The sequence below is a fragment of the Providencia sp. 21OH12SH02B-Prov genome, assembly GCF_027362595.1.
GTDB lineage: Bacteria > Pseudomonadota > Gammaproteobacteria > Enterobacterales > Enterobacteriaceae > Providencia > Providencia zhejiangensis.
Window position 1 is genome coordinate 2,149,790 of sequence record NZ_CP114796.1, and the last position, 14,569, is coordinate 2,164,358.

16 protein-coding genes are annotated in these 14,569 nt (G+C 40.0%); 8 read left to right on the top strand and 8 right to left on the bottom strand.

Annotation, left to right across the window (positions count from 1 at the left end):
* The first annotated feature begins 3 nt into the window (after positions 1–3).
* From oppC to oppF, 3 genes are read left to right on the top strand one after another with little or no spacing between them, the layout of a single operon-like run.
* Positions 4–912 carry an oligopeptide ABC transporter permease OppC gene (gene oppC / locus O7C57_RS10205; protein ID WP_163861540.1) on the top strand — a complete coding sequence of 303 codons (909 nt, stop codon included), beginning with the start codon at positions 4–6 and terminating at the stop codon, positions 910–912.
* 11 nt (positions 913–923) lie between these two features.
* Positions 924–1,913 (top strand): ABC transporter ATP-binding protein, encoded by a 990-nt coding sequence (locus tag O7C57_RS10210; protein ID WP_269723975.1) that lies wholly within the window; start codon positions 924–926, stop codon positions 1,911–1,913.
* The gene (gene oppF, locus O7C57_RS10215) at positions 1,910–2,911 is read left to right on the top strand and encodes a murein tripeptide/oligopeptide ABC transporter ATP binding protein OppF (protein WP_163861546.1); all 1,002 of its coding nucleotides are present in this window, start codon (positions 1,910–1,912) and stop codon (positions 2,909–2,911) included. The genes O7C57_RS10210 and oppF overlap by 4 nt, the downstream gene beginning before the upstream one ends.
* A gap of 72 nt (positions 2,912–2,983) precedes the next feature.
* On the opposite strand, the gene O7C57_RS10220 is transcribed toward oppF, so the two are convergent.
* Complete coding sequence (locus O7C57_RS10220; RefSeq protein ID WP_154623663.1) at positions 2,984–3,316, bottom strand: HI1450 family dsDNA-mimic protein; 333 nt, start codon at positions 3,314–3,316, stop codon at positions 2,984–2,986.
* A 23-nt stretch (positions 3,317–3,339) separates the two neighbouring features.
* Positions 3,340–4,800 (bottom strand): cardiolipin synthase, encoded by a 1,461-nt coding sequence (cls, locus tag O7C57_RS10225; protein ID WP_154623662.1) that lies wholly within the window; start codon positions 4,798–4,800, stop codon positions 3,340–3,342.
* Between the two features lie 312 nt (positions 4,801–5,112).
* Here cls and O7C57_RS10230 point away from each other — a divergent pair, with 312 nt between their 5' ends.
* Both O7C57_RS10230 and O7C57_RS10235 read left to right on the top strand, forming a co-directional pair.
* A complete protein-coding gene (locus tag O7C57_RS10230) occupies positions 5,113–5,286 on the top strand; it encodes a YciY family protein (RefSeq protein WP_154624651.1) in 174 nt (57 codons plus the stop codon).
* A gap of 125 nt (positions 5,287–5,411) precedes the next feature.
* The gene (locus O7C57_RS10235; protein ID WP_269723976.1) at positions 5,412–6,143 is read left to right on the top strand and encodes a TonB family protein; all 732 of its coding nucleotides are present in this window, start codon (positions 5,412–5,414) and stop codon (positions 6,141–6,143) included.
* Positions 6,144–6,247: 104 nt separating this feature from the next.
* Here the strand turns inward: O7C57_RS10235 and yciA are convergent, their stop codons facing one another.
* The gene (yciA, locus tag O7C57_RS10240; protein WP_154624649.1) at positions 6,248–6,664 is read right to left on the bottom strand and encodes an acyl-CoA thioester hydrolase YciA; all 417 of its coding nucleotides are present in this window, start codon (positions 6,662–6,664) and stop codon (positions 6,248–6,250) included.
* A 293-nt stretch (positions 6,665–6,957) separates the two neighbouring features.
* On the opposite strand from yciA, the gene O7C57_RS10245 reads away from it, so the two are divergent.
* The gene (locus O7C57_RS10245; RefSeq protein WP_154624648.1) at positions 6,958–7,152 is read left to right on the top strand and encodes a YqaE/Pmp3 family membrane protein; all 195 of its coding nucleotides are present in this window, start codon (positions 6,958–6,960) and stop codon (positions 7,150–7,152) included.
* 63 nt (positions 7,153–7,215) lie between these two features.
* Here the strand turns inward: O7C57_RS10245 and O7C57_RS10250 are convergent, their stop codons facing one another.
* Entirely contained in the window at positions 7,216–7,770 is a 555-nt protein-coding gene (locus O7C57_RS10250) for a septation protein A (protein ID WP_163861549.1), read from the bottom strand.
* Between the two features lie 227 nt (positions 7,771–7,997).
* Here O7C57_RS10250 and O7C57_RS10255 point away from each other — a divergent pair, with 227 nt between their 5' ends.
* Positions 7,998–9,719: a SulP family inorganic anion transporter gene (locus O7C57_RS10255; protein ID WP_247047247.1), complete on the top strand. Its 1,722-nt coding sequence runs from the start codon at positions 7,998–8,000 to the stop codon at positions 9,717–9,719.
* Between the two features lie 107 nt (positions 9,720–9,826).
* Here the strand turns inward: O7C57_RS10255 and O7C57_RS10260 are convergent, their stop codons facing one another.
* Positions 9,827–10,579, bottom strand: coding sequence for a YciC family protein (locus O7C57_RS10260; protein ID WP_154624646.1), 753 nt, complete (start codon positions 10,577–10,579; stop codon positions 9,827–9,829).
* Positions 10,580–11,000: 421 nt separating this feature from the next.
* Here O7C57_RS10260 and ompW point away from each other — a divergent pair, with 421 nt between their 5' ends.
* On the top strand, positions 11,001–11,636 hold the full coding sequence (ompW, locus tag O7C57_RS10265; RefSeq protein ID WP_154635701.1) for an outer membrane protein OmpW: 636 nt from the start codon (positions 11,001–11,003) through the stop codon (positions 11,634–11,636).
* 318 nt (positions 11,637–11,954) lie between these two features.
* On the opposite strand, the gene O7C57_RS10270 is transcribed toward ompW, so the two are convergent.
* The 3 genes from O7C57_RS10270 to trpB form a co-directional block, all read right to left on the bottom strand.
* Positions 11,955–12,269 carry a BON domain-containing protein gene (locus O7C57_RS10270; RefSeq protein WP_154624934.1) on the bottom strand — a complete coding sequence of 105 codons (315 nt, stop codon included), beginning with the start codon at positions 12,267–12,269 and terminating at the stop codon, positions 11,955–11,957.
* A gap of 220 nt (positions 12,270–12,489) precedes the next feature.
* Positions 12,490–13,296 (bottom strand): tryptophan synthase subunit alpha, encoded by an 807-nt coding sequence (gene trpA / locus O7C57_RS10275; RefSeq protein ID WP_154624935.1) that lies wholly within the window; start codon positions 13,294–13,296, stop codon positions 12,490–12,492.
* Positions 13,296–14,486: a tryptophan synthase subunit beta gene (gene trpB, locus O7C57_RS10280; RefSeq protein ID WP_154624936.1), complete on the bottom strand. Its 1,191-nt coding sequence runs from the start codon at positions 14,484–14,486 to the stop codon at positions 13,296–13,298. The genes trpA and trpB overlap by 1 nt, the downstream gene beginning before the upstream one ends.
* Positions 14,487–14,569: the final 83 nt, after the last annotated feature.

The following is a 14,569-nucleotide window of genomic DNA, read 5'->3' on the forward strand; positions in this document are numbered from 1 at the left end:
ACTGTGTTATTGAATCAAAAGAATAGTGAAGCTCTGGAAAAACTTTCGGAGCAATTAGATATTGAAGGGCGTAGTTTGTGGCAGGATGCACGACGTCGATTTATGCATAACCGTGCTGCAATATTTAGCCTGTTTGTCCTATTTTTGATTACGTTATTTGTGATTTTTGCACCGATGTTATCCCCCTTTTTATATGATGATACGGACTGGGAAATGATGTCGATGCCGCCAGATATGGCGAGTGGGCACTATTTTGGTACCGATGCTTCTGGTCGAGATCTTTTAGTTAGGGTCGCTATCGGTGGGCGTATCTCTCTGATGGTTGGGGTCGCTGCTGCACTTGTGGCTGTTATTGTGGGCACACTTTATGGCTCTCTGGCTGGCTATGTTGGTGGAAAAGTAGACTCCTTTATGATGCGTTTATTGGAGATCTTAAACTCATTTCCATTTATGTTCTTTGTGATTTTGCTAGTGACATTATTTGGCACGAATATCTTATTGATATTTGTCGCTATTGGTATGGTTTCTTGGTTGGATATGGCGCGTATCGTGCGTGGGCAAACCTTAGGGCTGAAACGAAAAGAATTTATTGAGGCCGCTTTAGTTTGTGGTGTGAGCACTCGCCACATTATTTTACGCCATATTGTTCCTAACGTATTAGGTGTTGTTGTCGTGTATGCATCATTACTCGTGCCAAGTATGATCTTATTTGAATCGTTTTTAAGCTTTCTCGGGTTAGGTACTCAAGAGCCGTTGAGTAGTTGGGGCGCATTATTAAGTGATGGTGCTAATTCTATGGAAGTGACGCCATGGTTATTATTGATCCCTGCGTGTTTTCTTGTTGTCACACTATTTTGTTTTAACTTTATCGGCGATGGTTTACGTGATGCCCTCGACCCGAAAGACCGCTAGAGGGAATGACTATGTCTGAAATTAAATCATCTAACCCTCTACTGAGAGTTAAAGATCTCAACGTCACTTTTTCAACGCCAGATGGTGATGTAACAGCCGTTAATAAACTGAATTTTGAATTACGTGCCGGTGAAACCTTAGGTATTGTGGGAGAATCAGGTTCAGGAAAATCCCAAACGGCTTTCGCTCTCATGGGGTTGTTAGCCCGTAATGGCAAAATAGGTGGCTCGGCCATATTTAATGGTCGTGAAATCCTTAATTTAAAAGAAAAGGATTTGAATAGGATGCGAGCAGAAGAGATTTCGATTATCTTCCAAGATCCTATGACGTCATTAAATCCTTACTTAAAAATTGGAACACAATTATCTGAAGTGCTAATGCTGCATAAAGGTATGGGGAAACAGGAAGCTTTTGAAGCGTCCGTACGTATGCTCGATGCAGTAAAAATGCCAGAAGCCCGTAAAAGAATGAATATGTATCCTCATGAATTTTCTGGTGGGATGCGTCAACGCGTCATGATCGCCATGGCATTATTGTGTCAGCCTAAATTATTGATAGCGGATGAACCGACAACGGCATTAGATGTTACGGTTCAAGCGCAGATCATGACGTTATTAAATGAACTGAAACAAGAGTTTGATACCGCTATTATTTTGATCACTCATGACTTAGGCGTGGTTGCTGGGGTGTGTGACAAAGTTCTGGTGATGTATGCAGGGCGTACCATGGAATACGGCACAGCGCGCGATATTTTTTATCATCCTTCTCATCCCTATTCGTTGGGATTACTTGCAGCAGTACCGCGTTTGGATGGTGATGATGAAAGTCTCGCAACCATACCTGGTAACCCGCCTAATTTGTTGCGCCTGCCAAAAGGCTGCCCATTTTCTCCGCGCTGCCAATATGCGAATGAACAATGTATTGAACATGAGCCTGAGCTGAGCGTCTTTTCAACGGATCGTTTGAGAGCTTGCTTTAAGCCAGTGGAGGAGTTGGTATGACACAGCATGAAAATAGACCCGTTTTGCTCGAAGTTAATGATTTAAAAGTTCATTTTGCTATTCGAGACAAAAAACAATGGTTCTGGCAGCCTGATAAAAGTTTAAAGGCGGTTGATGGTGTGACACTGCGCTTATATGAAGGTGAAACACTGGGTGTCGTGGGGGAATCAGGGTGTGGAAAGTCCACTTTTGCTCGCGCTATTATTGGGTTAGTGAAATCATCGGGAGGCACCGTCAGTTGGTTAGGACGTGATTTACTAGGGTTAAATGAAAAACAGTGGCGAGATGTACGTAACGACATTCAAATGATTTTCCAAGACCCTTTGGCGTCACTAAATCCGCGTATGACAATCGGTGATATCATCGCTGAACCGTTGAAAACCTATAATCCAAAGATGCGTCAATCTGAAGTGACGGAAAAAGTCAGAAAAATGATGATGCGAGTAGGGTTATTACCCAATTTAATCAACCGTTATCCTCATGAGTTTTCTGGTGGGCAATGTCAGCGTATTGGGATTGCAAGAGCACTGATCCTTGAACCTAAACTCGTTATTTGTGATGAACCAGTATCTGCACTTGATGTGTCCATTCAAGCACAGGTGGTTAATTTATTGCAAGAATTGCAAAGGGAAATGGGCTTATCCTTGATCTTTATTGCTCATGATTTGGCCGTCGTAAAGCATATTTCTGACCGGGTATTAGTGATGTATTTAGGTAATGCGGTTGAGTTGGGAACCTATGATGAGGTGTATAACAATCCTCTTCATCCTTATACGAAAGCCTTGATGTCAGCAGTGCCTGTTCCTGATCCGGATAAAGAGAAAAATAAAGCGATAGAGTTATTGGAAGGGGAATTACCTTCTCCCATTAATCCACCGTCGGGTTGTGTGTTTAGAACTCGTTGCCCATTAGCTGATGAAGGTTGTGCGAAAACGAAGCCTTTGTTAGAGGGAAGTTTTAAACATGCGGTATCTTGTTTAAAGGTTGATCCACTTTAACGATGAAATTTAAAAGGGCCGTTAGGCCCTTTTTTTAATGCGTATTTTATGCGAAAGCCGTATCAATATTGATCAACGCTTCCATAAAATATGGTGGAAGGGAACGGCTGGATTACGGCTAATCAAAACTCGAGCAAAGATATCGTTAATATCTTCATCTGCGGATTGCGCTAAGCCAATAATCACTTCGCTAAAATTTTCTAAATTAAATTCAGGTTGAATAATGCTTTGCCAATGCGAAGTCAGTGGCACAATTTCAGCAGCGCCACACTCTTCAAATTGCAGGGCAAAAATCACCTGATCAGCAGGCTCTAAGTTTGTCATAGCGCCTTCTAGGAACAAGTCATAGGCTATTTCAATGATTTCATCCTCATCGATAAGTTGTACAGTTAGTGGCTTAGTCATGACAGTTCCTAAAGTTAAATAAATTACAATAACGGGCTAAAGAAGTAGCATAAACGTTCAACAACGCGATTCCAGAATGGTCGTTGTTCCCATTCCTCGATTTCGAGTCGTGTAGAACGGGCGATATAATCATACTGTACCATCGTTAGGTCGCTACCAAAGTTTTTATCATCGATCACAACGGTGATTTCAAAATTCAGCCATAAACTCCGCATATCCAAGTTGACCGAGCCTACGAGGCTAAGCTCTCCATCAACTAGAACACTTTTCGTGTGCAAGAGTCCATCTTCAAATTGATAAATTTTGACGCCGGCTTCTAACAACTCAGAATAAAACGAACGGCTTGCCCAACGAACAAGAAACGAGTCATTTTGCCTTGGCATCACAATACTGACATCGACTCCACGCATTGCTGCGGTGCATATAGCGTGTAATAAATCATCACTAGGAACGAAATAAGGCGTAGTCATTATGAGCTGTTTACGAGCGGAGAAAATCGCCGTCATTAATGATTGTTGAATCAACTCGTCAGGGAAACCTGGACCAGAAGCAATCATTTGCGTGGTATGACCGTTAGCTTGTTCAAATGGCATAATATTGGTGTCTGGTGGCGGTGGCAAAATACGTTGTCCCGTCTCCATTTCCCAATCAAACGCATAAACAATACCTAACGTGGTACTGACAGGGCCTTCCATACGTACCAAAATATCGACCCATTCACCCACACCAGCATCCTGCTTGAAATAGCGTGGGTCAACCATATTCATACTTCCGGTATAAGAGATATAGTTATCGATCACCACAATTTTACGGTGTTGACGTAAATCCATGCGGCGCAAGAAAAAACGCATTAGATTTACTTTTAATGATTCAACAAATTCAATTCCAGCAGCCCGCATTTTGGCGGGGTAATCGCTACGGAAAAAATGCCAACTACCCGCAGAGTCCACCATAATGCGGCATCTTACACCACGTTTAGCGGCGTTGAGTAAGGCTTCGGTAACGCCATCGACTAATCCACCGGGTTGCCAGATATAAAATACCATTTCAATAGAATGCTGTGCATTGTTGATATCGTTGACGATAGATTTAAGGGATTCTTCACAAGTAGTCAGGAGCTGAATGCGATTCCCTTTAACGCCAGCAATACCTTGGCGTTTTTCACACAACTGAAAAAGTGGCTCGGCGACAGGGCTATTTTCAGTGGCAAAAATATGTTTTGAATGACGCAAGTTTTCAAGCCAAGTCGCGACAGATGGCCACATTTGCTGTGCTTTATCAACACGCCGTTTTCCCAAATGGAGCTCGCCGAATGCAATATAGGCGATAATACCGACTAATGGCAGAATATAGATAATTAATAACCATGTCATCGCTGAGGTGACAGGGCGTCGTTTCACAAGAATTCGAACGGTAATTGCTGCAATTATTAACCAATATAAGAAAAACAATAACCAGCTCAATAGCGTATACACGGTTGCCATAATCGATTACATGCCTCACAAAATAGGAGAGTGTAAAAATAGTCAAAAAATGAAATAGACCTTATAAAATAAAAACTGATGTTAATCCTAATAGAATTTAGCAAAAAGTCATCTTAAAAGCTTTGCTAAATCTTATAGATTAATAATGAAAAAACAATTTATTCTCTTGATAGTTATCTTTTGATATCAAATTCATGCAGAGTTGAAATATTTTACCAATTTTAAGGTTATTCTTGGCTAGCGCGACTAAAGGTCTATAATATTTTACCAATTTCACTCGTAGTTAAATTCAGTAATCAAAAGGATAAAAAAATGAGACGTAGTAGGCATGAAGTGGGTCGCTGGCGGATGTTAAGACAATCCTTAAGACGCCGTCGACGCTGGCTTGAAGGGCATTCAAGGCGCAATATGCATATCTACTCAATCAGAAAATTTGATATCTATAAACGCCGCCGTTCCTTACTATTTACCCAGTGGAGTGAGTAAAAAGAGTAGGGCTCAGTCTCACAATTTTCACTTTGAATGACAAACCTTATTGAATATGATTGCTATTTGCATTTAAACTATCGATCATATTCTTTAGGTTGAAAGTCGTAGGGTAGAAAATTCGTATGCGTTGGATCCGTTGGCCTCTTATTATTATCATTTCGTTGTCTATTCATGCAGGGCTTGCTATGGCATGGATTTTCAATCAGCCGAAGACAGCAACCGTGGTGGAGCCTATGACGATAGCCATGGTTGCATTTGAGTCGGATGAACCCGCGGTCGAGCCTGCCGCCGCTCAACCGGAACCAACGCCACAACCTGAACCAGAACCTGAGCCAGAACCTATTGTTGAACCTGAACCCATTGTTGAACCGGCTATCGCATTAGAAAAGAAACCTGAAGTTAAGAAAAAGCCAAAGCCTAAAAAAGAAGAAAAACGTGAAGTTAAGAAAGAGGCGAAGCCAGTTGAAAAACAGCTAGCAAACAACGATTTAAAACCGCTATCTAACTTGAATGCCGCGGCGCCTAAATCAACGGCGAATGTCACTGCAAACAACAAAGGGGCAACGAGCTCTCAATCTACCAGTCAACGTGGACCTAAAGCTATCCGTAAACAGGCTCCTTCTTACCCAGAACGTGCTCGCCGTTTAGGTAAAGATGGTTACGTTAAGGTTCGCTATGACATTGATGCTGATGGGCGTGTTACCAATATTGAGTTTGTAGAAGCAACGCCAAAAGGTTTATTTGAACGTGACGTAAAACGCGCGATGAATCGTTGGACATTCGAAAAATTGCCTGCAAAAGGTTATGTGACGGAAATATATTTCAAAATTGATGGCACAGTAAGCCAAGTGTAAAGCTGTTTTGTTAAACGATAGAGAAAATAAAACGCCCCCATAAACGGCTAAATAGGTTTTGGGGGCGTTATTGATTGGTCAGATACTCGAATTGATATGCAAAGTTACTCAGTGCTCTCTAACTGAAAATATTGTTTTTCCTGAGGTAGTTGACGAGGCGAATTATCATCATTAACAGCCACATAGGTGAAGACGGCATCTGTTGCTCGATAACGATGACCCACTGGCTCTGTCGCCACTTTTTTTACCCATACTTCAATATTAATGGTAATGGAGCTTTTACCTGTTTTTAAACAACGCGCATAGCAGCAAACTACATCACCAACGGCGACAGGTTTTTGAAATTTAATGCCATTTACGGCAACAGTGACAACGCGCCCAAGTGCAATTTCTTTTGCTAAAATTGCACCGCCAATATCCATTTGAGACATTAACCAGCCACCAAAAATATCACCATTTGCATTTGTATCTGCTGGCATGGCTAAAGTACGTAAGACTAATTCCCCGTTTGGTAATTGCATATCAAACTCTTTATCAAAATATAGAAATATTTAAACCCATTCTCATCATAAACTAGAATGAGCGTATCCGTCACGATGAATCATGAACTGATACGTTTATTGCTGTTAAAAGCGTCAAAAGATAACTGGAATGTGTTATCAATAGCTTTTTATAAGGCAATAAAAGCAAATAAATAGACTAAAAATATGCAAAGAAACTGCAAGAAGTGTTTTTTATATTTCATATTGAGACTTGACTGTCTACAATGGCAAAATATTTGCTAAAGTTGGGTCGTAAACTCTAGGGAGATAATATGAGATTGATATTGGCAATTTTATTACCTTGGTTACAGTTTTTTACTATCGGTCGCCCATTCGCCGGCATTATTTGCCTCATTCTACAAATTACGTTAATTGGTTGGCTTCCTGCCGCAATTTGGTCAGTGTATGCCTTATCCCAATACAATACAGATAAGAAAATAGATCAGGCTCTCGGAAGAGGCCGTTAAAAATAAAAAAACCTGCAAATGCAGGTTTTCTTTTTTTTTATTCGTAATCGCGTAACTAATCTATTACTTTTCTTGTTCGATGGGTTCTTTCGACATGTTTTTGTAAATATAAATAACACTGAGGACAGTAAAAATTAACGTTCCCGCGGTTAAACCAAACACTTTAAAATTCATCCAAGTATCCAGCGATAACCAAAACGCGATATAGATATTTAATGCCGCACAGACAATAAAGAAAATAGCCCATGCGCTATTTAATTTAACCCAATGACTATCTTGTAACTTAATTTCTTGATTACTACCTAACATACGCTGAATTAATGGTTTTTTAGTGAACCATTGGCTGATCAGTAATGCCAAAGCAAATAATGCATAAATAATGGTTACTTTCCATTTGATAAAGGCGTCACTGTGGAAAATCAAGGTGAGGGAAGCAAACACCATCACCAGTATGCAAGTGATTTTTGCGACTTTTTCGACGTGTTTATAAATCAGGTATGTTGCGAGTAATGCTAAAGGGGTTGCTACCAGTAACGCACCGCTGGCATAAAAAATATCATAACTTTTATAGACAATAAAAAATATCACCAAAGGGATAAAATCAATAAGTTGTTTCATAACAGTGAGTACCACAGCCTCGCATAAAGATAATGGGGTAGTTTAACCGATTTTTAGATGAGTTGTTAAGAATTTGCTTCTTTTTACCAATAAACACGCTTTGTTACCAATCATATTTGCATTATTTTACGGTTATTTGAGATAAGTGATAGATAATCTTTGATACTTCAGATATATATAGTATCTATAATAATTTAACTCATTAATTTTTAGAGAGTTTTCTGACAATGATAAAGGCGCGACTGTTTGTCTGGATGCCCGGCTTAGAAACGTTATTTCATTATCGTTTTGCTGACTTAGGTCCTGATGTTAAAGCGGGTTTATCGGTTGCAGCAGTCGCTTTGCCTGTCGCAATTGCTTATGCTGAACTGATGGGAATTAATGCCATTATCGGTTTATATGCATGCATTTTCCCAATGATTTTTTATGCATTATTTGGCACATCAAAACAATTGATTATCGGCCCTGACGCTGCAACTTGTGCGGTGATTGCCGCTGCGGTTAGCCCTTTGGCGATGGGGGATGAAGCAACGCGATGGCAATTGATTATTGTTATGAGTCTCATGACGGGAATGTGGTGTTTGATTGCGGCTCGGTTTAGGTTAGGCACGTTTGCTGATTTTTTATCGCGACCAATTTTACAAGGGCTGTTAAATGGTGTTGCTATTACTATTATTGTCAGCCAAATCGGTAAAGTTTTTGGTATCGTCGATTTGCCGAGTGGTTTTATTGAGCGCTTAGTCGCTTTTCCAACCGCATTATTGGCTACCCATATTCCCACTTTGTTGATGTCAGTTATGACATTCATCATTATCATTACAATAAAAAAAATACGTAGCATGTGGCCATCATTATTGATTGCGATGATCTTTGCTACATTCGTCAGTTATGTTTTCGACATTGAAAAATATGGAATTAGTGTGGTGGGGGATTTGGGGGAAGGGCTTCCTTTCATTCCTATGCCGCAATTTAACCCAGGATTGATGCGTGATTTAATTACCCCTTCTTTAAACTTGGCTGTCATAAGCTTTGTGAGTTTTATGATGACAGCGAGAAGTTTCGCCAGTAAAAATGGCTATAGCATCGACGCTGATCAAGAATTACGCGCTTTAGGTATGGCCAATATTGCGTCAGCATTCTCTCAAGGATTTGCGGTTAGTGCGGCCAGTAGTCGTACCGCGGTAAATGATATGATGGGGGGGAAAACTCAGCTGGTCTCGATTGTTGCTGCTGTCGCGATTGCAATGGTGCTGCTTTTTTCTGTCGATTTATTGGAATATATACCGATGCCTGCATTGGGTGTGGTGTTAATTGTTTCGACGTGGTCATTGCTCAGTATTCGTAATATAGGGTCGATGCGCAAACGCAATAAGCAAGCCTTTACTCTGAGTATCTTTACACTCGGTGCGGTATTAGTTGCTGGGCTGATAAATGGTGTTGGCTTAGCGGTTTTGCTTGGATTATTACAGTTTATTCGCGTTATTTTCCGTCCAACAGACCAACTGTTAGGGGTTGATGACCAAGGGATGCTACATTCAATTTCTAAAGATAATGGCGTTCAACCTGTTGAAGGTGTGTTGATCTACCGGTTTAACTCACCATTGACCTATTTTAACGTTAATTATTTTAAAGAACGTTTAAATAAACATTTGGATAATCAGCCCAAACGTCCAGCATGGGTGATCGTTGATGCCGCTGTTAGCTTCACTCATAACGATGTAAGCGTTTTTTCTGCGTTAAATGATATCGTGACGGCGTTAAAAGCAAAAGGGGTAACACTGGTACTGGCGGGGCGTAGAACATCAATCAACAGCTGGTTGGAGAAGAATAAAATTAATCGTTCAGACGATGACCTGTTGGTTGTACCTGATATCTATTTTGCTATTCGTCTGATCCAAAGTAAGCAACAGAAGCAGCTAAAAGAGCTGGAATCACCCGATCCCGAATAACGCCGAGATATTGATTAGCGTTAATGATGCTAGGCTATAAAGTCAAACGGCACCTTAATGAGAGAACATTTAAGGTGCCGTTGAGCGTCATTTTTAATTAGTAATGATTACTTTTGAGTGATCAGCATATATAACCGATAAAAATACAACAACGCGAAAGCAGCAATGATGTTGTTGATGAAAAAGGACAACCCATTAGCAACGATGTGATTGAGTTGGAGTTTGTTAATTAATATGCTGACGAGCATTTGCGATGCCATCCAAATCAGAACCATCGGTAATACCACTCGCCAGTTGGCATAGGCCATTTTCCAACTTTTCCCCATTGCGCTAAAGGGATTAACATTTTCACTCATGAGTACCGCGGGGGCTAATGAGAAGCCAATAGCCAGCACTATCCCTGGGATCAGCATAATAGTGATGCCGAGTTGCACCAGCAAAGAGCAGACAACTAACAGCAAAAACATAGAAGGCGCTTTAGGTAAAGATGCTGATAACGCTTGAGTTGCGGTGATGTCTTCGCCACGGGATAACCCCGCAATATAGGATAAAACACCGCAAATCAAGATTAGGCTACCAAAGGTAACCGATAGGATAAGACCAAAAGAAACGCGTAAGATACTGCTTTTATCTTCTTCCGAAAGGTCTTGTACCCAATTTTGTAAGCCTGAATTTCCTGAATCAATTAATTGTGCCTGTGCATTATACAAAACGGCAAGCATATGGGCATTTGGTACCATTATTGCGTAAATCACAACACTGACAACCGTTGCTAACAGCACAATTGTGAATAGGCCACCCAACTGATTCTTGAAAAAATTCACACTATCATTGATGAGTGAGTTGGCCGAAATGGACATGTAACTGCTCCTATCTACAAAAACGGGACAAAATTTTAGGTGATTGTAACCGAGTATCTAACGTATAGGTAGAGAAAGTTCAGATAAGACGAGGGGTGAGCAAAAAAGGATAAATGCGGATTGTTATTTCATGAAGGACTATTGTTATCTTAAATAGATCTAACTCTACATAAGATGCATTTAAAATATAATTTATATCTTTTGAATAAAATAACAAAAGCGAGGGATCAATTCTTATTTTAAACGCATACCTGACAAAAATTGATTTAAATCAAAATTAAAAAATTTATAAATGAAATAATAAATTCAACGTAGTCAGATTAGGTCATTTTTATTAAAAGATGTGATCTTGATTTGAACATTAAATAAAATTAAACGGTATATTTTATACCAAAATAAAAACACAGGAATGGGATTAATAATGAAAAAACTCACTGCGCTTGTCTTAGCTGCTGCAACTCTTGCACCAGCAGCTTCATTTGCTCATGAAGCTGGCGATTTTATTTTCCGTGCGGGTACTGCAACTGTTCGTCCAAATGCAGGATCTGAAGATGTATTAAATCTTGGTCACTTTAATGCGAATAATAATACTCAATTAGGTCTGACATTCAGCTACATGGTGACAGATAATATTGGTGTGGAATTATTAGCTGCGACACCATTTGAGCATAAAGTTAGTTTAGGTGAATTAGGTAATATTGCGACAGTCCATCATTTACCACCAACATTAATGGCGCAATATTATTTTGGTAGCAAAGAAGATAAATTACGCCCATACCTAGGTGCGGGTCTTAACTATACCTTCTTCTTTGATGAGAAATTCAATTCAGGTGCTAAACAGCTTGGTTTGAGCGACCTAGACCTATCAAGCTCATGGGGCTTTGCTGCACAAGCAGGTATGGACTACATGCTAACGGATAATTGGATGTTGAACGCTTCAGTTTGGTGGATGGATATCGACACTGACGTTAAATTCAAATTCCAAGGTGAGCAACATAAAATTGATACTCGCTTAGACCCATTTGTATTTATGTTTGGTGCGGGTTACCGTTTCTAATCAATTTGTATTGAAGACCTTAGATAATAGGTAAAAAATTAACTCTAATGGATGAGAGTGTCATCGTAAATCCGAGAATCTATATTCTCGGATTTTTTTATTAAGAAATAATATATCCGAAAAATAATCGCTGAGTTTTTATAAATTATCTGTCAGGAAATAATAAAGCCACATCTTTTAACAATAATTAAACATGCGCGTAACTCATTGCGTTATAATAAATGGCAGTGATCATTTTATTGAGATATATAAAATTAATTTAGGCTATCAATATCAGCCCAAATTGAGCTGATATTGATAAAATTGACAGGTAACCGTTTAGCGGATTTTCATTGAATCAATCACAGACTGAACGCCTTTGACCTTTTTCGTTGTTTCAATCGCTTTATTAGCGTCAGCTCTTGAATCAACAAAACCACTTAATTGCACTCGGCCTTTAAAGGTTTCAACACTAATTTGTGTTGATTTTAAATCCTTCTCAGCCAGTAGCGCTGATTTTACTTTAGTTGTAATGACGGTATCATCAATATAACCACCGGTACCTTCAGATTTGTCTGTTGGTGCGCAGGCCGCGAGTGTGAAAGCCATAAAGATAGCGACAAATAATGCACTAACGGATTTGAATAATTTCATCCTTTTATCTCCTAACGTTTCAAACTACAAAATACGTTGATTGTTAAGTCATCCAGCAAAAATTTATCAGAGACTATAGATCATGGTGTATCACTGATAATTTTAGTATCAGTAGAAAGCGAAAAAAATTCAACTTAAAGAAGAAAATAGTGGGTATAAAATAGATAGGGTAGACAGATTGCCATATAAGATATGGGCAATCTGTCGTTATGGTTACAGGTTATTTTTGTGTAGCTGCTTTCATTTTTCTCACAAATTGAGTTAATTCAGCTAGCATGATATCTGGGCGTTGCAGATTATTCTCAATAATTTTCACAACAGCAGAACCTGAAATCGCTCCCGCAGCGCCATTGGCAATAGCTTCACTGACTTGTGCTGGTTCAGAGATACCAAACCCTTGTAGAGCAGGGGCTGCCTGATATTGGCTTAATTGACTAATGAGGTTAGTCAATGGTATTTCAGCACGTTTTTCTGTCCCAGTGACACCAGCACGGGATAATAGATACGTATAACCTTCGCTATACTCCCCAATTTGCTTAATTAATGCTTCATCAGCATTGGGTGGGCAGATGAAAATGGGGGCAATACCGTGAGCAATTGCAGATTGACGAAATGGTGTTGATTCTCGCATAGGTACATCTGCAACTAATACAGAATCTACGCCAGCTTGCTGGCAACGCGAATAAAAATGATCAATGCCATTACTGAACACTAAATTAGCATAAACTAATAAGCCAATTGGCATGTCAGGATGTGTTTGTCTAATACGAGCTAAAAGTTCAAAACATAGCGTTGGTGTAATATCACTTTTAAATGCCCTTAAGTTGGCATTTTGAATGGTAGGCCCATCAGCAAGTGGATCCGAAAATGGAATACCAATTTCTAAGGCATCTGCGCCACCAGCAATTAAAGCATCAATAATTTTCAGCGAAAGTTCAGCGTCAGGATCACCTAATGTGACGAATGGAACGAATGCACCTTGGTTTACACTGCTCAAACGCTTAAAAAGTTGTGTATAGCGTTCCATTAGATTTCTCCCTTGCTTTTTAAAATATCGTGTACTGTAAAAATATCTTTATCGCCACGGCCCGATAGATTAACGATCAACAATTGCTCTTTATTTGGCTCTTGTTCAGCCAGCTTCAGGGCATAAGCGAGCGCATGAGATGATTCTAGCGCGGGGATGATCCCTTCTTTGCGAGATAACAGTTTAAAAGCCGTTAAGGCTTCATCGTCAGTAATAGAGACATAATCTGCTCGGCCAATACTATTCAAATGCGCATGCTGAGGGCCGACAGAAGGGAAATCCAGTCCTGCTGAAATTGAGTAAGACTCTTCGATTTGTCCTTCGTCAGTTTGCATCATGGGGGATTTCATTCCAAAGTAGATCCCAACACGGCCATGTTTAAGTGGGGCACCATGTTGACCGGTTTCTATCCCCAATCCGGCAGGTTCCACACCGATTAAACGGACATTTTCTTCTGGAATAAATGAAGCGAATAGACCAATCGCATTTGAACCACCGCCAATACAGGCGATGACGGCATCGGGTAAACGGCCTTCTTTTTCCAAAATTTGTTGTTTCGCTTCATCACCAATCATGCGTTGGAAATCGCGTACAATTGTTGGATATGGGTGTGGACCCGCTGCTGTTCCCAACAGATAATGCGCTTTGTCATAACTGCCAGACCAGTCTCTAAGCGCTTCATTACACGCATCTTTTAATGTCGCTGAACCACTGTGTACAGGAATGACTTCTGCACCCATTAATTTCATGCGAAAGACGTTAGGTGATTGGCGTTCTACATCTTTTGCACCCATATAAATACGGCATTTCATATTAAGTAATGCGCAAGCGAGTGCTGTCGCTACACCATGCTGACCCGCGCCTGTTTCAGCGATAATCTCAGTTTTGCCCATTCTTTTAGCTAATAACGCTTGGCCTAATACTTGGTTGGTTTTATGTGCACCACCGTGTAGCAAGTCTTCACGCTTAAGGTAAAGCTTTGTTTTAGTACCGTCGGTTAAGTTTCGGCAGAGTGTGAGCGCCGTTGGTCGACCCGCATAGTTTTTGAGTAAGTCATGAAACTCTTTTATAAATTGAGGATCGTTTTGTGCGTCAATAAATGCATCTTCAAGCTGATTAAGCGCAGGGATTAAAATCTCTGGAACATATTGTCCACCAAATTCACCGAAGTAGGGATCTAATTTACTCATTTTATTATTCATCTCTTTATGTCATGCGACTTAATTAGGGTTCAGTTTAGGGCGTTGAAGCCAAATATAATGCCAATCAATGG

What these genes read in the sequence shown, in the direction of transcription:
- O7C57_RS10270 (WP_154624934.1), bottom strand. Translation starts at nt 12,269, where the DNA reads ATGAAATTATTCAAATCCGTTAGTGCATTATTTGTCGCTATCTTTATG.
- trpB (WP_154624936.1), bottom strand. Translation starts at nt 14,486, where the DNA reads ATGAGTAAATTAGATCCCTACTTCGGTGAATTTGGTGGACAATATGTT.
- oppF (WP_163861546.1), top strand. Translation starts at nt 1,910, where the DNA reads ATGACACAGCATGAAAATAGACCCGTTTTGCTCGAAGTTAATGATTTA.
- O7C57_RS10235 (WP_269723976.1), top strand. Translation starts at nt 5,412, where the DNA reads ATGCGTTGGATCCGTTGGCCTCTTATTATTATCATTTCGTTGTCTATT.
- O7C57_RS10250 (WP_163861549.1), bottom strand. Translation starts at nt 7,770, where the DNA reads ATGAAACAACTTATTGATTTTATCCCTTTGGTGATATTTTTTATTGTC.
- cls (WP_154623662.1), bottom strand. Translation starts at nt 4,800, where the DNA reads ATGGCAACCGTGTATACGCTATTGAGCTGGTTATTGTTTTTCTTATAT.
- O7C57_RS10230 (WP_154624651.1), top strand. Translation starts at nt 5,113, where the DNA reads ATGAGACGTAGTAGGCATGAAGTGGGTCGCTGGCGGATGTTAAGACAA.
- ompW (WP_154635701.1), top strand. Translation starts at nt 11,001, where the DNA reads ATGAAAAAACTCACTGCGCTTGTCTTAGCTGCTGCAACTCTTGCACCA.
- O7C57_RS10220 (WP_154623663.1), bottom strand. Translation starts at nt 3,316, where the DNA reads ATGACTAAGCCACTAACTGTACAACTTATCGATGAGGATGAAATCATT.
- O7C57_RS10245 (WP_154624648.1), top strand. Translation starts at nt 6,958, where the DNA reads ATGAGATTGATATTGGCAATTTTATTACCTTGGTTACAGTTTTTTACT.
- trpA (WP_154624935.1), bottom strand. Translation starts at nt 13,296, where the DNA reads ATGGAACGCTATACACAACTTTTTAAGCGTTTGAGCAGTGTAAACCAA.
- O7C57_RS10260 (WP_154624646.1), bottom strand. Translation starts at nt 10,579, where the DNA reads ATGTCCATTTCGGCCAACTCACTCATCAATGATAGTGTGAATTTTTTC.
- O7C57_RS10210 (WP_269723975.1), top strand. Translation starts at nt 924, where the DNA reads ATGTCTGAAATTAAATCATCTAACCCTCTACTGAGAGTTAAAGATCTC.
- O7C57_RS10255 (WP_247047247.1), top strand. Translation starts at nt 7,998, where the DNA reads ATGATAAAGGCGCGACTGTTTGTCTGGATGCCCGGCTTAGAAACGTTA.
- yciA (WP_154624649.1), bottom strand. Translation starts at nt 6,664, where the DNA reads ATGCAATTACCAAACGGGGAATTAGTCTTACGTACTTTAGCCATGCCA.